This is a genomic window from Sulfurimonas sp. NWX367 (genome assembly GCF_039667065.1).
Lineage (GTDB): Bacteria > Campylobacterota > Campylobacteria > Campylobacterales > Sulfurimonadaceae > Sulfurimonas > Sulfurimonas hydrogeniphila.
Genome location: NZ_JALCZM010000001.1, coordinates 612,216 through 629,667 on the forward strand (window position 1 = coordinate 612,216; position 17,452 = coordinate 629,667).

Annotated in this window: 20 protein-coding genes; 5 read left to right on the forward strand and 15 right to left on the reverse strand. The window is 36.4% G+C overall.

Annotated features, from left to right (window positions below):
• The first annotated feature begins 38 nt into the window (after nt 1–38).
• The 4 genes from MNY28_RS03155 to MNY28_RS03170 are packed head-to-tail and all read left to right on the forward strand — an operon-like array spanning nt 39 to nt 4,304.
• Nucleotides 39–1,505 carry a peptidylprolyl isomerase gene (locus MNY28_RS03155; protein WP_346388875.1) on the forward strand — a complete coding sequence of 489 codons (1,467 nt, stop codon included), beginning with the start codon at nt 39–41 and terminating at the stop codon, nt 1,503–1,505.
• 1 nt (nt 1,506) lies between these two features.
• Nucleotides 1,507–2,871: a cell division protein FtsA gene (gene ftsA / locus MNY28_RS03160; protein ID WP_346388876.1), complete on the forward strand. Its 1,365-nt coding sequence runs from the start codon at nt 1,507–1,509 to the stop codon at nt 2,869–2,871.
• 12 nt (nt 2,872–2,883) lie between these two features.
• Complete coding sequence (gene ftsZ, locus MNY28_RS03165) at nt 2,884–3,996, forward strand: cell division protein FtsZ (protein WP_151900107.1); 1,113 nt, start codon at nt 2,884–2,886, stop codon at nt 3,994–3,996.
• Between the two features lie 26 nt (nt 3,997–4,022).
• The gene (locus MNY28_RS03170) at nt 4,023–4,304 is read left to right on the forward strand and encodes a J domain-containing protein (protein ID WP_346388877.1); all 282 of its coding nucleotides are present in this window, start codon (nt 4,023–4,025) and stop codon (nt 4,302–4,304) included.
• Here MNY28_RS03170 and MNY28_RS03175 read toward each other — a convergent pair.
• The 10 genes from MNY28_RS03175 to MNY28_RS03220 all read right to left on the reverse strand — a co-directional run bounded on the left by MNY28_RS03175 (nt 4,301) and on the right by MNY28_RS03220 (nt 11,254).
• Entirely contained in the window at nt 4,301–5,260 is a 960-nt protein-coding gene (locus MNY28_RS03175; protein WP_346388878.1) for a hypothetical protein, read from the reverse strand. The two genes, MNY28_RS03170 and MNY28_RS03175, sit on opposite strands and share 4 nt — an antisense overlap.
• Entirely contained in the window at nt 5,251–5,910 is a 660-nt protein-coding gene (locus MNY28_RS03180; RefSeq protein WP_346388879.1) for an ABC transporter ATP-binding protein, read from the reverse strand. Before MNY28_RS03180 ends, MNY28_RS03175 begins: the two co-directional genes overlap by 10 nt.
• The gene (locus MNY28_RS03185; protein WP_346388880.1) at nt 5,907–7,079 is read right to left on the reverse strand and encodes an FtsX-like permease family protein; all 1,173 of its coding nucleotides are present in this window, start codon (nt 7,077–7,079) and stop codon (nt 5,907–5,909) included. Before MNY28_RS03185 ends, MNY28_RS03180 begins: the two co-directional genes overlap by 4 nt.
• Entirely contained in the window at nt 7,076–7,273 is a 198-nt protein-coding gene (locus MNY28_RS03190) for a hypothetical protein (protein ID WP_346388881.1), read from the reverse strand. The genes MNY28_RS03185 and MNY28_RS03190 overlap by 4 nt, the downstream gene beginning before the upstream one ends.
• Nucleotides 7,266–7,934, reverse strand: coding sequence for a nitrous oxide reductase accessory protein NosL (locus tag MNY28_RS03195; protein WP_151900101.1), 669 nt, complete (start codon nt 7,932–7,934; stop codon nt 7,266–7,268). Before MNY28_RS03195 ends, MNY28_RS03190 begins: the two co-directional genes overlap by 8 nt.
• A 62-nt stretch (nt 7,935–7,996) precedes the next feature.
• Nucleotides 7,997–8,488: a DUF4149 domain-containing protein gene (locus MNY28_RS03200; protein ID WP_346388882.1), complete on the reverse strand. Its 492-nt coding sequence runs from the start codon at nt 8,486–8,488 to the stop codon at nt 7,997–7,999.
• 14 nt (nt 8,489–8,502) lie between these two features.
• Nucleotides 8,503–9,333 carry a peptide chain release factor N(5)-glutamine methyltransferase gene (gene prmC, locus MNY28_RS03205; RefSeq protein ID WP_346388883.1) on the reverse strand — a complete coding sequence of 277 codons (831 nt, stop codon included), beginning with the start codon at nt 9,331–9,333 and terminating at the stop codon, nt 8,503–8,505.
• On the reverse strand, nt 9,315–10,574 hold the full coding sequence (locus MNY28_RS03210; protein WP_346388884.1) for a M48 family metallopeptidase: 1,260 nt from the start codon (nt 10,572–10,574) through the stop codon (nt 9,315–9,317). Before MNY28_RS03210 ends, prmC begins: the two co-directional genes overlap by 19 nt.
• Before the next feature lie 42 nt (nt 10,575–10,616).
• The gene (locus MNY28_RS03215) at nt 10,617–10,829 is read right to left on the reverse strand and encodes a hypothetical protein (RefSeq protein ID WP_230973313.1); all 213 of its coding nucleotides are present in this window, start codon (nt 10,827–10,829) and stop codon (nt 10,617–10,619) included.
• Between the two features lie 131 nt (nt 10,830–10,960).
• Complete coding sequence (locus tag MNY28_RS03220) at nt 10,961–11,254, reverse strand: Dabb family protein (protein WP_151900097.1); 294 nt, start codon at nt 11,252–11,254, stop codon at nt 10,961–10,963.
• Nucleotides 11,255–11,321: 67 nt separating this feature from the next.
• Between MNY28_RS03220 and MNY28_RS03225 the strand changes: the two genes are divergently transcribed.
• Nucleotides 11,322–11,513, forward strand: coding sequence for a hypothetical protein (locus MNY28_RS03225; RefSeq protein WP_151900096.1), 192 nt, complete (start codon nt 11,322–11,324; stop codon nt 11,511–11,513).
• Here MNY28_RS03225 and MNY28_RS03230 read toward each other — a convergent pair.
• Genes MNY28_RS03230 through gatB form a run of 5 tightly spaced genes read right to left on the reverse strand, consistent with a single transcriptional unit; the run spans nt 11,508 to nt 17,423 of the window.
• On the reverse strand, nt 11,508–12,839 hold the full coding sequence (locus tag MNY28_RS03230; protein WP_346388885.1) for a DASS family sodium-coupled anion symporter: 1,332 nt from the start codon (nt 12,837–12,839) through the stop codon (nt 11,508–11,510). The genes MNY28_RS03225 and MNY28_RS03230 overlap by 6 nt on opposite strands.
• A 14-nt stretch (nt 12,840–12,853) precedes the next feature.
• Nucleotides 12,854–13,741 carry an NAD(P)H-dependent glycerol-3-phosphate dehydrogenase gene (locus tag MNY28_RS03235; RefSeq protein ID WP_346388886.1) on the reverse strand — a complete coding sequence of 296 codons (888 nt, stop codon included), beginning with the start codon at nt 13,739–13,741 and terminating at the stop codon, nt 12,854–12,856.
• On the reverse strand, nt 13,713–14,432 hold the full coding sequence (locus MNY28_RS03240) for an NAD-binding protein (RefSeq protein WP_151900093.1): 720 nt from the start codon (nt 14,430–14,432) through the stop codon (nt 13,713–13,715). The genes MNY28_RS03235 and MNY28_RS03240 overlap by 29 nt, the downstream gene beginning before the upstream one ends.
• On the reverse strand, nt 14,425–15,987 hold the full coding sequence (locus tag MNY28_RS03245) for an ion transporter (RefSeq protein WP_346388887.1): 1,563 nt from the start codon (nt 15,985–15,987) through the stop codon (nt 14,425–14,427). The genes MNY28_RS03240 and MNY28_RS03245 overlap by 8 nt, the downstream gene beginning before the upstream one ends.
• Before the next feature lie 5 nt (nt 15,988–15,992).
• On the reverse strand, nt 15,993–17,423 hold the full coding sequence (gatB, locus tag MNY28_RS03250) for an Asp-tRNA(Asn)/Glu-tRNA(Gln) amidotransferase subunit GatB (protein ID WP_346388888.1): 1,431 nt from the start codon (nt 17,421–17,423) through the stop codon (nt 15,993–15,995).
• Nucleotides 17,424–17,452: the final 29 nt, after the last annotated feature.

The window sequence follows — 17,452 nt, forward strand, 5'->3', positions numbered from 1 at the left end:
AGAATATCAAACAATATCACAAACAAGGTTTTTATTATATGATTACATGGATGCAAAGACATAAGAAATGGCTTATTATAACTATATGGATTTCAACAATAGCATTTGTTGGAGCAGGCTTTGTCGGCTGGGGACAATACAGCTATGGCAACAAAGCAGGTGCTGTTGCAAAAGTGGGAAATGTTGAAATTACAAACGGTGAACTGCAAAAAACCTATTCTCGTCTTTATGCACAGTATAATCAAATGTTTCAGGGAAACTTTGATGAAGAAAAAGCAAAACAGTTCGGATTGGACAAACAGGCACTCCAACAGTTGGTACAGCAGGCATTGCTTATAAATCTTGCACAGTCCTATGACCTTATCGTAAGTGACGAAGAGATGATTGAAGCACTCAAACAGCAAAAAGCTTTTTACAAAAACGGAGCATTCGACAAAGAGACATACAAGCTTGTCCTTTCCCAGAACAGACTGAGTATCAAAGAGTATGAAACCGAGTTGCGAAAAGAACTTCTTATACAAAAAACTTTGAAACTGCTTCCTGTAAAAACATCAAAAAATGAAGAAAATATTTTAAACACGATTTTCAACATCGCAGACAAAATAAACTATAAAGTTCTTGCACTTGATGACATTCAGGTTTCTGTAGACAATGAAGCATTAAAAAAGTTTTGGCAAAAACAGAAAAACAATTTTATGAATGATGTTGTTTACGAGGTTACTTTTATCAAGGTAGCCCCTGTAACAAAAAAATTCAGCGATACAGAGATTGCGACATACTACAAAGAAAACAGAACACATTTCAAAGGCAGTGACGGTAAAATTTTAACTCTTGAGGCAGCTAAAGAAAAGGTTCTTAGGGAGCTTAATGCAAAAGCGATGAAAGACAAAGCCTTACGAACATATATAGCATTTAAAAAGAACAAACTTCCGGACACTGTAAAACCGCAAAGTACTCAAATCTCAAAATCAAACAATCCGTTCAATGAGCAAACACTCGATACAATTTCCAAACTGGCACTGACGAAACCATATACAAAACCGATAAATATCAATGGAACATACTATGTTTTTGAGTTAACAAAAACAATACCTGCAAAACCAAAATCATTTGAAGAAGCAAAAGCGGAAATTTTACCACTCTATATAACACAAAAGAAAAAAGAAAAGCTGATGAAACTTGTCAATGATTCTGTAAATACTTTTATAGGCAAAACTTCTGATTTTCTTACTGTGACTTCTGTAGACAAGTTAGCACCTCTAAGTAAGCAAGAAGCTGCTGATTTCTTACAAAAACTGTTTGTGAGTGATAAAAAAAGATCTTATATCGGTCTGAATAACGGAAAAGTTGTTTTATACAACATTTTGGAACAAAAACTGCTTACAAATAAAAACAACAATGTTAGCGATACTGTCGCAAAATTAAAAAATACTCTGTTTAACGAAGGGCTTATAAAAACGCTTCAAAACAAGTACCAAACTGAGATTTATATTCAAGGACTCTAAATTGAGTAGAACTGTTTTAGCCATAGATATAGGTTCGACAAAAATTTGTGCAATCATTGCAGAAATCGACAATAATCATACAATCTCAATAACCGGTGCAGGCACAACAAAAGCACAGGGTTTAAAAAAGGGAAGCATAACAAACATTGAACTTGCTTCAAGAAGTATAAAAACAGCAGTTGAAGATGCAAAACGGGTATCAGGCAGCAATATCAACACGGCAATTGTTTCCATATCCGGAGCCTACACAAAAAGCCTTAACTCAAACGGCATTGTAAACATTCAATCAAAGGAGATCTCCTTTGAAGAGATAAAACGAGTTATGCACACTTCTTTGTACAACGCCAATATACCAAACGAATACGAAGTTCTGCATGCACTGCCTTTTAACTTTAAAGTAGATGACCAGGACTATATAGAAGATCCGCTTGGGATGAATGCTTCAAGACTTGAGGTTGAAACACACATCATAACGACACAAAAATCAAATCTGAACAATCTTAAAAAAGCTGTCAGGGGAGCTGGTGTCGAGGTGGAGAATGTAGTCCTTAACAGTTATGCTTCAGCCATCGCAACACTCAATGAAGATGAAAGAGAGTTAGGTGCCGCAGTTATTGATATGGGTGGTAACACAAGCAACATTGCCATTCATTCAGGCAATTCAATTCGCTACAACGAATTCTTGGGTGTTGGTTCAAACCATGTGACAAGTGACCTTTCCATGGCCTTGCACACACCGCTTAATGTTGCAGACAAAGTAAAACTGACTTATGGTTCACTGCTCACGCCAAGCAATGATTTAATAGAGCTTCCTATTATCGGGGATGAGAACTCTACGCATGAAGTCTCTCTGGAAGTTGTCCACAATGTTATATTTGCAAGAGTCGAAGAGACATTAATGATACTTGCACAGTTTATAGAAAACAGTGGGCTTAAAGAGCAGATTGGAGCAGGTATAGTCCTCACAGGCGGTTTTTCAAAAATGGACGGTATACGTGACTTGGCTGTAGCAACCTTTGGTTCTGTCCCTGTTCGTTTGGCAAAACCTATTGAGATGAACGGTCTTTTTGACTCACTGCGCGGTCCGGAATATGCAAGTGCTGTCGGACTGGTTATATACTCTGCTTCTCCTTATACCCCTTATGAGATTGATGTCAACAAAAGAGTCCGTCATACTAATGAAGAGCCGACAGTAACAAACAGTATTGATCTGTCCAATGAACCTGTTATACCTATAGTCTCATCTGAAGAACAAACAGTTAGTGATAAGGATAAAATGGTAAACTTAGAGACAGCAAAAGAGAAAAAAAGTGATGAAGCTGGAAGTTTCAGTAAATTTTGGAACTGGGCAACCCAGTTATTTTAAAGGAGTGAAAGAATGGAACCATTTGTAATAGAAGAAGCACAGAGCCCTACCGGTGCGAGAATTATAGCTGTCGGTGTCGGTGGCGGCGGTGGAAACATGATAGGACATATGATTAATGAAGGTGTAACAGGTATTGAGATGATGCTTATCAATACCGATGCACAGGTTCTCAATGAAACAAATGCCGCTTCAAAGATTCAAATAGGTGCAAAACTTACAAAAGGTTTGGGTGCCGGAATGAAACCAAGCATAGGCAAAGATTCTGCACTGGAAAACTATGATGAAATCAGAGCAGCACTTGAAGGGGCTGACATTGTTTTTATCTCTGCAGGTCTTGGCGGAGGAACCGGAACAGGTGCTGCACCTGTAGTTGCTCAGATAGCCAAAGAAGTTGGAGCCCTTACTATTTCAATCGTTACCAAACCTTTTATGTTTGAAGGAAAAAAACGTTTAAAATTAGCGGAAGAAGGATTAGAAGAACTCAAAAAAGAGAGTGATTCTATAGTAGTTATTCCAAATGACAAACTTTTATCAATCATCGACCGAAGACTGGGACTTAAAGAGAGCTTTAAAATAGTAGACAGCGTATTGGCACAGGCTGTCAGCGGAACATCAGGTGTTATCCTCTCAAGCGGGGACAATGATATCAACCTTGACTTTGCCGACTTGCAAACTGTTATGAGTCACAAAGGTATGGCACTGATGGGTGTGGGGGAACATGAAGGTGAAAATGCAGCCTATGAAGCGATTAAAGCGGCAATAGAGTCTCCGCTCTTAGACAACATGTCCATTAACGGTGCAATGGGTGTTTTGGTACATTTCAGTATGCATCCTGATTTTCCTATGATGGAACTTGCAGAAGCAATGGAAGTTGTCCATGAAAGTGCACATGATGATGCAGAAGTTATCTGGGGAACCTCTACAAGCGAGAAGATTCCTGAGAACTATATTAAAATCACTATTGTTGCAACAGGTTTTGAAAAAGAACTGACAAACAATGAAGATTTTGTCAGTGAAACACCTGCTCCTGTTCGCGCCAAAGTAAGACCAAGACTTGTCGTAGGCGGCGAACTTGACGGTGACTATCTGGATATTCCTGCTTATATGAGACAACAACAAGACTAACTCCATTGCACTCTTTTGAAAAAATAATGAAGGCCAAATCACTCCTTGGTCTTCGCGAAAAAGCTTCTCTCAAAGAAATAAAAAACAAATATAAAAACCTTATGAAAAAATGGCATCCTGACAAACATAAAGACAACTATGAACAGGCAACACAGATGAGTATGCAAATCAATGAAGCCTATCAAATTATACTTGACTACTGCAACACTTATGAATACCCTCTTGATGAAGAGAGTGTTAAAAAATCAACCTACACACCTCAAGAGTGGTGGAACAGTAAATTTGGGGACAACCAACATAATGTCTAAAGCCAAACACCATTTTTTATATAATATGCAAGCGGGTAGTAACTTACAGCTGTAACATACAGAGTTGTAAAAAAAAGCGATATCTTATATTTTGCATTTTCATCTTCTTGCCTGAAAGGAACAAGTCCCAGAACAATACCAAAAAAAGTACCGATAAATAAAAATATATATAACAAATATCCTATATAGTTATAATCTTTTTGCAGCAGACAAAACGGGCAGTGATGTGTTGGCAGTTCGTATATATACGTTCCAAAAAAACCTATGAGTGAGACCAGGGCTGCAATAACAAACAGTAGATTCACAAGAGAAAACAGATATCTGTTTTTTATTTTGTATGCCAATACAATAAACGCAAACAGAGCATAAAAACTTCCAAGAAGCATTACCGGGTTTACACTTAGCAAATGTGCCATGTAGGTACCGTCTGTTGTAGAAAAAATAGCACCGCAACAGTCTACAACACTCTTTGTATCTATAGAAAGAAACATCAGGCTCTCCAGCCCTATTTCGAGAATGAGTAAAAAATATGCAAACAGATATATTTTTAACTTCAATTGTAAATATATCTGTTGTTCTGATTTCATATCTTCATTGTTAAGTACCAGCCAGTAGGCAAAAATATATAAATTGATAACTTTAAGTATCAGAAGATAGGTACCGTATTGTGTTGCATTGACGACACCGGCTCCACACATTGCCCCGGGTAAAATATTTGAAATATCATCAAGAGTAAAAATAAAAAATATAAACAATAAAACCTTGGTGTAAAAAATAAATTTTATAACTACACTTACCAGATAGCTTTGTTTTTCCAGATTATACTGCAATGGAGTTGTAGCATTACGGTCGTATCGGGAGACTATTTTCACACTGTAATAAAATGCAAGAGTGGCGAAAACAACAAAGAGCAGATTCAGTATGTCTATTGTCAATACTTCAGGCGTCAGGAGCATAGCAGTTTACCATTATGTATCTCTACAACACGATCCACAAAATCCAAATCAAAAAAAAGAGGGTCATGCGTTGCAACGATGACAGTTTTATTCATAGACTTTAATTCTTTAAGAATTTGTATGAATTCACAAGAGAGCTTTTCATCCAGATTTGCAGTCGGTTCATCTGCCAGAATTATTTTTGGATTGTTTACATTTGCCCTGGCTATTGCAACTCTTTGCTGTTCACCACCCGAGAGATTCTTTACCCTCGCATCTTTTTTATGTTCAATGTCAAACATCTTCATTACAGAAAAAAGCTTTACATGTAAAGCCTTTTCATCCAGGTTTAACGGCACCAATGGCAGTAAAATATTATCACGAACACTCAGCGTCGGAATCAAATTATATTTTTGAAATATAAATCCGATATTGTCTCTTCTGTATCGGGAGCAAAAATGATCCGGCAGTTTTGAGATATGTTTGTTTTCAACCAGGACATCTCCGCTTGTCGGTTTGAGCAGTCCGGCAATCAATGAAAGTATGGTACTTTTTCCACTGCCACTGACCCCTTTTAATATGACAAGTTCTCCTTCGCCAATTTCCAAATCAATGTTATCCAAAGCTTTTATATCATCATAAATTTTGCTTACATGTAGCAGTTTTATCATCGTATTACCTCATCAGCATCAAGCGTAGCAATTCTCCATGACGGAATGATTGTTGCAAACATATATACAGGGACACTGAGCAAAAAAAGTAAAAGCAGTATCTTATAGTCAAGCACAAAGGGAAGCGTAAAACTGTTTGCAATATCATTATAGTCTATAAATATGTTTTTGAGTATCGGCGCATTTAAAATATACACATAAAAGAGAGCCAGAGTTATTCCCATAATATAAGCGATAAAAGAGATAATGAGACCTTCATATATGCGTGCTTTAAGAACATCATCAATTGTCCAGCCTATTGCCTTAAGTATGCCTATCTCTTTTTTTTCTTCACTGCTGAGTCCGCTGGATTTATCATAAACAATCATAAAAAATGTAAAAAGAGTAATGGTAAACAGAATTAAAAAAACAGTGCTGGTATAATTAAACTGGTTTTCAAGTGCTGTTTTCAAATCTTTTCTCGCAACAATTTTAAAAGTTGGAAATCTATTTTGAATCTTTGACATTATGGAAGGAAGTTCCAGAGGGTTATTGACACGAACAGCCAAATCTGTAGCCTCACTGTTTGTGTAACCAAAAATTTCTTTCACAGTATCTTTGTTCATAACAATCATATCATTTGATTCCAACTGTGTTGCGGCTTTGAATGTTCCGGCTATATAAATTTTTTTTACTGATAAATCAGGAGAAATAAAATTAAAATATTCTTTATAATAACTTGCATCCAATATGCGTTTGACTCCCTCTCCTACAAGCATAGACGAAGCATTCAGTTCACTGTTCTTTATTATATTTTCAAAAGTAGCATTGTATTGATTTTCAAATTCATCTATACCTACTACAATAAATCTTGCATGCATATGTTTAAACCAATAATATCCCCATACACGTGCATTTACATCGGATACACCTTTAATATTTACAATGCTATCTATCACATGCTCATCCACAGTGGTATCTCTGCCCGCCTTTTGATTTGTCACTATAATTTGCGGTTGGGCATCAAGTGTTGATTCCAGTTCATACTTCAGCGAGTTTTGCACAAAAAAGAATGACGCCAACAGAGTAATGAGCAGTGTCAGTATTATAAGAATAAATATATTCTTTGCTTTATATCGTAAAATATAATTGATGGCATATTCCAGAAGATGAAAATTAATCTTTTTCACGGTATTGCCTTAATAGAGTTGTTTTTCAGCGCCAAAACAAAATTGGAAACAGTTGTCATTTGTACAAATTTTTTCTTTTGCATACACTCTTGTTTTGTCAGCGTATTATTCATCTGTAGATAAAACATCTCTCCCACACTCAAAAGCACTAAAGCACTACATGTAAAGAGACAAAAGCGGCTTTTTTTATTCATCCAGTTTATACACATCTTCAGGCGTTATATCATCAAACTTGAGTATCTTTTTTCCCTTGTGGTCAAGATAAAACCGTTTGGCAGATGCTTCATCCTTAAAAGCTATCAACTCATTTCCCATGGGTCCGTACACATCACTCCACATAACAAAATAGGCTTTTTTTGCATCAATAACCTGCTGCGTATAATACTCTTGCACCAACATATGTTTTATTTTCTTCGGATGTTCAAAATAGTACTTCATCATATCTTTAATTCCGTCAAAAGATACATTTTTGTCAGTATACTCTATACGTGAAATCCAACTTGGATATTTATATAAAAGCATACCGCACACAGGACATTTTTCATCTTTTGAAACAGTAAGTTTGCAAAAGTGTCTGTGTTTGCCTGAGACTCTTTTAACCTCCCACAGATAAAGCGCCAATGCCTCCAAGTATTTTTTATTGAGTGTTGCACAACTCTTTTTTGTAAGCAAAGCATTTGAGAGTTCTTCATAACTGTTGTATCTCTTTACGTCTATATCAGAACATTTTTTCTTATAAATTTTTTCACCCATAGGATAAAGCTTCTTCTCTTTAAAGGCCTGTGAATAATTCGGATAAGAAAAAAGAAGTGTTGAAAAAAGAGGAACAAGAATGAAAAATTTAAAAATTGACATAAAACCACCTAATACAAAAATATGTTCAGGACAAATCTTATCAAAATAGTGTTAATTTAGCGTTAAAGTTGCCTGGAAGGTACTCTTAAGAGCATCAATCTTCTGACAAACAGAACCAAAAGAGCAAATGCCAGTATTTTAAAATCTATCTCACTTGCAATATGAAGATGTTCAAAGGTATCGCTTTGTGTAGCTTCTGCTCCCAGTGCCTGCATAGAAAGGATTTTTGGAACATACACTGCAGAAAACATCAAAGATGCAAATATCACTGTGACAGCCGCTGCAAAACTGATGGCATCACGCTGACCCATTTTATAAGCCATGGCCTCATACAAAGCGACAAAAGTTGCTACAAAATAGGTCCAATATGAAAACCTGTGAAAAATTTCTCCCATTATAATACCCGCATTATAATGGTCTATCAGCAAGTTGACTGTAATCTTGTCTGTATGAAAAATAACAGGCGCAACGATAGCACCTAAAACCAAAACAGCTCCAAAAGTAGCTGCTAAAACAATAAAATATGTAAAATCCAGATAAATATTTTTTTTCATTTTGTAAAACCTTGTTATATTTGTAATGTAAATCCGCGATCGAACGAGCTGTAGTCTTTGTAAAAAGTTATAGATTTAAAATCTTTTCCTTGCATATAATCCTGTATTTTATCTTGTTGGTCATAACCAATCTCACAACTAAAAAATCTAATCTTTTGTCTTAAGACTTCATCAAGAAGTTCTTTAATAATTTCATCACCGACCTCTCCCCCAAAAAGTGCATTTTGCGGCTCATAGGAGAGATTTGATTCCAAAGCAGTACCATTTTCAATATACGGCGGATTTGAAACCAGATAATCAATTTTTTCACAAACCGGTTCAAGCAGAGATCCTAACCGCAGTTCAATCTGCTCCTGCAGTCCAAATTTTTCTATATTTTTTTGTGCCACATCCAAAGCTTTTTGAGAAATATCCACTGCAATGATTTTAGAGTTTTTAAAAGTCTTTGCAAGCATTATAGAGATGATGCCGCTCCCTACTCCGACCTCGGCAAAAGTGAAAGCACTCTTTTTATCCGGTACGTTTTTGACCACTTCATCTATCAGCAGTTCTGTTTCGGGACGGGGTATCAGGGCGCCCTCGTCTATGTAAAACTCTTCACTGTAAAAGCTTACCCGCTTTGTGATGTATTCAAAAGGTTCATTGTTTTGCCGTCTTTGTACCCATTCAAAAAACTGCTGTGAAATTTCTACAGAACTGTTTTGATGGGTAATGAGCCAGAGTTCATCCACTTCAAGATATTTCATTAAAAGCAGCTGTGCTTCTCTTGGGGCTCTTTGTACACAAGGCTGTAGATTCTGTGTAACCTCACGAAGTAAATCTTTGACTATATATCTGCTTCGCATTTACCCTCAGTACCGCTCTTTTCTATATATCCCACATCCATGCCGAGTTCCTTTAATCGTTCAATCACAGGAGGATGTGTATAGTGAAAGAAAATATACAAAGGATGCGAAAGCGGAAAACTTTTGTTTTCATTTACCAGTTTTTTCAGTGCATTTGCAAGTTCAATTGCACCTGCGCTTCCGCCAAGTTCACTCCCCGTCTTATCCGCTTCATATTCGTTATGCCGACTGACAATTCCCATAACAGGCATCATTACAAAACCAAGTACCGGCATAAACAGCATCAGTAAAATCATAATGACATAGGGCTGTTTGGAAACACCGAGTTCCAGGTAAAGCGAATCCGGCAAATTACCAAAGATTGCAAACATTGCAAAAAGCATCACACCCACCAAAGCAATGTTTTTATAAATATCCCCATGGGCAAAATGTCCGAGTTCATGCCCTAAAACGGCTAAAAGCTCCTTCGTTGTCAGTTTTTTAAGCAAAGTGTCAAACAAAACAACTTTTTTAGCTTTTCCGAATCCGCCGAAATAGGCATTGAGCCTGTTATCCCGCTTACTCGCATCACTTACAAAAACACCCGAACTTACAAAACCTGTTTTGTCCATAAGTCTTTTAATTTCACTGTCAAGTTCTGCATCTTCAAGCGGTGTCAGTTTATCAAAAAACATTGCACGAAAAGTAGGATAAAGCATATTTATCAAAATCACTATCGCAAAAACAAACAAAAAGCTCCACAGCCACCACAACTCAAAGTTTGCAATGATTTCATAAATACCCCACACAACCAGAGAACCAAAAATAATTGTCAGAAAAAAAGAAATAAACGTATCTTTTATCCACTGTCCAAGGGTTGAATTGTTAAAGCCGTATTTTGCATCAATCACAAATTTTTCATAATAGGAAAAAGGCAAAGAAATGATATAGTTTACAACTACAAAACTCATGACTATAGCCACATTCATCAATGCCTGGTTTGACAGAGTATAGTACTGTTCAACAAGGTACTTTATCCCAATGCCGATCCAGGCAATAAACACAAGATAGTCAACAAAAGTATTTACAATCGAGAGTTTTTCTTTTTCAACAGCATAATTTCCCGCTTTTAAGAAATCAGCAGCAGACAGCAAAACCGGTGTTTTTCTTTTTATGAGATTAATATAGCCTATCTGCATTACACTTGTATATATCATTATCAATACATAAAAACTATATATACCCACTATTGTCATTAACATGCCACTACCGCCTTATTTTAATTGAGAAATTATAGCTAAAACTTATCTAATTGGAATACTTTTGCTTAACGGAACGATTGTTATTTCATCTTTTACAGGAATAACATCCCCTTTGTCATCAAATATATTATATGCGATCATATATACAGCGCCTAAAAGAAGACCGGCAATGATAACCGCCCATACAATTCTCTTTTTTTCGCCTTTTAACGTATTGTAATCACCCATATCTTCTAATCTTGGTTCTGACATCATTTTCCATCCTTTATAAATATTTTGTGAGATTGTATCAAAAATAAATATAAGCTGATGTGATAAAAAAGAGCTAGTTTGACGATTTAAGTCTATTTTTTATTTTGTTTTATCGTCATTTTAGAAAAATTCAGTTACTCAAGTATATAATCAACAACTTTTGACTCTACAGTAACTTCTTTGATAAAAGAGACCACTTTGAGATGCTCTTCATGTGTCGCATATGTTTCAAGATCTGCTTGGGTTGCAAATGTTGAGTAAAGAGAGAGGTCCATAGCTCTGTCTGATTCATTAAAATTAATACCAACTTCAATGGTTCTGAGCACATCAATACTTTTTTCCAGACTTTCAAGTTTCGCTTTTGCCTTTGCTATATTTAAAGCTTTGTTTTCATCTTTAAATTTAAACATCACTATATGGACTATCATTTTTCAACCTTTAGATATTTCTTGCAATATTAGCAAAGATTTTATAATATTTTGCTAAGATACCTGTATGAAAGAGTTATACGGTGTAGGAATTTTATTTTTTTATTTTTTGAAATGGCCAATCGCCGTTGTTTATCCGTACATGCTGACACATGGTCTGCAGCATAATCCAATTCTGGATATTTTATGGGTCTACTCTGTATTTTTAATCCTCAAAGACCTTTACATGTACATCAGAAAAAAGAGTGACAAACTATAAAATATTTTTCCAAAAATATTCTGCAATAAAAACGATAAAAAATATTCCAAGTAAATTCAAAACTATTCCGTATTTCAGCATATCTTTTACCCCGACAGCTCCGCTGCTCATCGCAATAGCATTGGGCGGTGTGGCAATAGGCAGCATAAAAGCATAACTGGCACACAGGGTAGCCACCATCATGAAAAGTGTTGTATTTATGCCGGACTGCTCTGCTACAGAATAGATAACCGGCAGCATTATCGAAATCAGTGCCGTATTTGACGTAATTTCTGTCGTAAAAGTTATCAATACAGCAACACTCAACAGAAGAAGCAATGGTGAAAGTTCAGTCATATGCAAGAGATATGATGCAACCTCATCTGCCAGTCCGGTTTGTGCAAAAGCTTTTGCAATAGAAAAACCCGCACCAAATAAAAACATTATGGCATAAGGGATTTTTTTACTGTCCTCTTTCCATTGCAGTATATTAAAAGGCGGCATAAACAGTGCCAATCCAAAACCAAGCAGTATGCCACTCTCACTCATACCAAGACCATTCCAATAGGGTCTTACAGGAGCGTTGACAAACAAGACTGCAATTAAGCCCAACATTAAATACATCACTTTTTTCTGTGATGGCTCTAAAACTTTTTTTTCTATTTTTGTCTGTATCGGTATTGCATTGACACCGTAACTCAGTAAAAAACCGACACTTGTCAACATAAAAAGAGAGAGTGGCGCAACCATAAACATCCACTGGAAAAACGGAATAAGCTGCATACTGTGTTCTTGCATAATACCGAGCAAAATCAAATTTGGAGGTGTGCCGATGGGTGTCAATATACCTCCTATACTTGCACCATAAGCAATAGCAAGGGCAAAACGCATTTTTAATTTTATATTATCTGTTAAAAAAACTGCAATACTGATAAGTAACAGGGTTGTTGTCGTATTGGACAAAATGGAACTTAAAAGAGCCGATGTCAGTGCAAGAGAAAATATCATCCCTCTTGGTGTTGCAGGAAACAAACCCAAAAGTTTATTGGCTACATGTAAATGCAGCTTTGTTTTCTCAACCGCTATTGCAAGTAAAAAACCGCCAAAAAAGAGATAAATGATAGGGTTGGCATAATTTATGGCAGTCATTTTTGTATCTAAAATCCCAAAGGCAGGAAAAAGAACTATCGGTAAAAGAGAGACTACGCCCAATGGCAGACCTTCGTTTGTCCAAAGCGTTACAAAAAAGGCTATACACCCTATAAGGGTACTCTGTTGGAGTGTAAAAAAGACTCCGCTTAGAGCAAAAAAGAAAAGTCCTATACTCAGTGCCACTGCTATTTTCATATATATCCTGCTTTCTACTTTGTCAATAGATCTTTCAAACTTTCATGTGGGTTTTTTCCCTCAAGTGTCAGATACACTTCTCTCGCAATAGGAAGATACAAATCATGTTTTACAGAGATGTCATGCAGCGCATACGCAGTTCCTATTCCCTCTGCAACTTCGCCCAATGCTTCAAGAATTTCTTTTTGAGTACGGCCTTTTGCAAGACCGATTCCCACTCTGAAGTTTCTGCTCATGGGAGAAGAAGCTGTCAAAAACAGATCACCTGCACCACTTAACCCTATGAAACTCTCCTCTTTTGCGCCGTATGCAATGCCAAAGCGTTGCATTTCAACCAAACCGCGAGATATCAACGCTGCAGCTGCATTATTTCCCAGTTCCAATCCATTGCATATGCCTGCGGCAATCGCAATGACATTTTTGTATGCACCGCAAACTTCTGCGCCTGTCACATCATCTGAGGTATATGTTTTGATAAAAGAGGGAAACAAACCACCCAATTCTTGAGCAAGTTTCTCATTCGAGGAGTTTATAACCAAGGCAGTCGGCAGTGACTGCATCACTTCTGACGCAAAAGAGGGACCGGATAAAAAGGCTATATTTTCATCGGGAACATACTTTTCATATATTTCATTTAAAAACTTTCCGCTTGTAGCCTCTATGCCCTTCGATGCCACAAGAATTTTTTGGTTTTTAAATACAAAATTTTCTTCAAGCCAGCCTGCTATCTGCTGTGCAGGTACTGTAATCACAAGATACTCACATTCAAGAATCTCATCTAGAGTGACAAAATTGTCTAAATCTCTCGGAGTTCTAGATGTTATAAGAACACTGTTTTTTTCACTCAGGGCAAATGCCAAAGCACTGCCCCACTTACCTGCTCCAATGACTCCAATTGACATATCGCTTACTCCCAATCAAATTTTCAAATTCCTGTATATCTTTTTCATATCCTACAATTACGAGAATATCACCGCTTTTTATAACATGCTCTTTTGCTTTGTTTGAATATATAAATTCACTCTGCATATCTTCGTGCATCACAGACAATACCAGTATGCCATTATATCGTGTCCAGTCTATACTTTTAAGTTTTTCATCTTTAAAATGACTTGTGTCATCAATTTTAATTTGTGCAATTTTGAGATCACTCTCTTCATATAAAATACTGTGCAGTACCTTGTTCGATACCGGCTTTTCCAATACATTTGCAATAATATCCGATGTCGTTTCTACAATCGGAATGACTTTTGTGGCTCCTGCCATTTTCAGTTTATCTGAATTTTCTTTATTTGATGCAATCGTTATAATTGTCAGGTTTTTAAAACTTGAACGCAGTGATATCGTTAAAAATATATTTTCGGAAGGGTCTTCCAATGCACAAAAAGCTATTGAATTTTCAATATCGACATTGTTTTCTATATCTTCCCACTCATCACTTAAATCAAAAAGTTCCACATCATACAAACCCTCTTTTTTATCATTGTCATCCAAAGAGTACACTTTGATGCTGTTGTATTTGTCTTTTACATTTTTAATTATTTCATAGGCGTATTTATTGTGTCCAAATATCAATGCTGTAGTTTTAGTCATCATGTACTCTTGTATGCAAATATTTTTCAAATTCTTTAATATACACCTGATATCCAATGACCAAAAGATAATCTCCGGCCTCCAACAAAGTGCTGTCTAAAGGGTTAAAATAAAAACGGTCTTTTTCATGCTTATACACGCCAAGCAAAACGATACTGTAGTGTTTATTGTTCAAATCTCCGACTGTAGGAAAGTTTTCTACAATTCTTTTGGTGATGCCGATCTCATCGATAATTACATCAGAATCCTCACTCCTAAGCTCATGAATCACTTCAAAAGCAACAGGCTTTCCTACCAGCTCTTTCGTTATAAGTCCCACAAGCTCCTGAGGATAAACTATTTTATTGATGCCTACAAACTCCAGTTTGTTACGGTTTGCATCATTGTTTAACAAAGACAAAATCATAACATCTTTGTTTAAAGACCGTATAGTCAAAGCGGCATAAACATTGTCTACATCATTTTCACGCAGACACAGCACTCCTTTGAGTTGTTTTTTCATATCTATGTTGAGTTTTTCATAGCTTTCTTTATTGCCGGGATTATAATTTAATGTAGTATACCCGTCCAGTTTTGCATTTTCCACCCTTTGGGTATCTTCATCAAGAACGATAATGTTATGCCCGCTTTTTGAAAGTTTTCTGGCAACTTCCCTGGCAACATTTTCATATCCGCATATCAAATAAAATTTTTTTAGTTTGGCAATATTTTCAATTGTTTTTATCTCTTTGATCTCTTCAAGCTTCTCGGTAAAAGCAGAAACAAACAAAGATGTAGTAAATGCCAGGACAGCTATACCGGCAATAATAACGAGAATAGCTACAAAACGCCCTTCACTTGTTACCGGTGTTATATCGCCATAGCCTACTGTGGAAATTGTAACTATCGCCCAGTAAAGTGCTTCAAAAAGAGTATCAACAGGAGAGTCTGCCCTGTTGCCTTCCATAACATAAATCAAAACAGAAGAGATAAAAATAACGACAAAGGCAAAAATACCAAGCGTAAAAAACTCAAACTTTTTTGTTGCAAGAACAGAACTCAGTATTTGCAAACTTTTGGCATACCGAAAAAGTTTAAAAACCCTAAAAAGAATAAATATACGCAACAGTCTCAATTCATGGAAAAACGGTAAAATTGCAAGAAGATCTATAATGGCTTTTGGTGATGCCATATAGCTGAGTTTTACTTTTGCGATCTCTTTAAACGCCTTGTAAAGATTAACCTCTCGAAGCAAAAATGTATCATGTTCCGCTCGTTTGACAATAATTTCACTGACACTGCTGTTTACCCACAAACGCAACATATACTCTATAAAAAAAATGATAGAAATTACATAATTGCTAAAAAACATCAGGTAGTCATTTACATGATGTTTGACTTCCCGAATTAAAACACCCACACTTATAAAAATAAGCAGAATCATAAAGATATCTATATATCTTTTATATTTGCATTTGTCATTCTCTAAAATATTGTAAAAAAAGTTTTTAAAAGACTGATACTTTTTTGAGGTATTTAAAAAATAGGCCGCATCAAGTATCAAACTTTTTATCATAGAAGTTAACCCAGTTTAGCTTTAAGAATTTCATTGACAACCTGTGGATTTGCACTTCCTTTGCTTGCTTTCATCACCTGACCGACAAAGAAACCGAAAAGTTTCTCTTTTCCGCCTTTGTACTGGGCAACTTTATCCTCATTTGCATTGATAATTTCATCACACATCGCCTCGATTGCTCCGGTATCTGTAACCTGTTTGAGTCCGAGTTTGTCAATTGCACTGTCAACATCTACAGTTTCATTCTCCATTAAAAAATCTAAAACTTCTTTCGCCGCTTTACCGCTGATGGTTTTATCATCTATTCTTTTGACCAAAAATCCAAGCTTTTTTGCATCTACCGGAGAGTTCGTTATATTTATCTCCCCTTTGAAACGGGCAGGCAACTCCACAGTCAGCCATGTAGTAGCCGTTTTTGCACTCACCCCTTCCTCTTGCAGCATTGTTTCAAAAAAGTTTGCCGTCTCCACGGCAGAAGTGATTACCATAGCATTGTATTTATTCATACCGTATTCATTCACAAAACGCTCTTTTTTTGCATCAGGCAGTTCGGGAATTTGTGTATATTTTTGCATCATTTCATCTGTTACAACACATTTGAGCAGATCAGGTTCCGGAAAATATCTGTAATCAGCCGCTTCTTCTTTTCCTCTCATAGAACGTGTTTCCTGTTTTACAGGATCAAAAAGACGTGTCTCCTGACAAATCTCTTCTTCATATGTTCCATCTTCCCATGCATCAATCTGACGAGCCACTTCAAGCTCTATAGCACGCTGAATAAATTTAAAAGAGTTGATGTTTTTAATCTCGACACGGGTATACAGCTTTTCATCTCCTTTAGGACGGATAGAGACATTTACATCCACTCGAAAAGAGCCCTCCTGCATGTTTGCATCCCCTATATCCAAATAGCGGATAATCGAGTGAAGCTTTTTCAGATAAAGAATCGCATCTTCAGCACTGCGCATATCCGGTTCACTTACAATTTCGAGCAAAGGTGTTCCGGCACGGTTTAAATCAACTTTTGAAATATTGCCGTCATGGATGTTTTTACCGGCATCAGCCTCTATGTGTGCCCGATTGACACGAATCGTTTTGTGTGAACCGTCCTCAAAATCAATTTGCAGTTTCCCGTGTTCCACTATAGGCGTATAGAGCTGCGTAATTTGATAAGAAGAGGGAGAATCCGGATAAAAATAGGATTTTCTGTCAAAATAAGAAACTCTGTTAATCGTAGCGTCAAGGGCTGTACCGAGCATTATGGATTTATGTATAACTTCTTTGTTAAGCACAGGAAGTGCACCGGGCAGTGCCAAACAGGTCGGACAGGTATTTGTATTTTGCTTATGGTTAAAACTCGTAGGACACGAGCAAAAAAGTTTCGTTTTTGTATTTAATTGTACGTGGACTTCAAGACCGATAACTACTTCAAACATAAATTTCCTTGTGAAAATAAATTAATTGT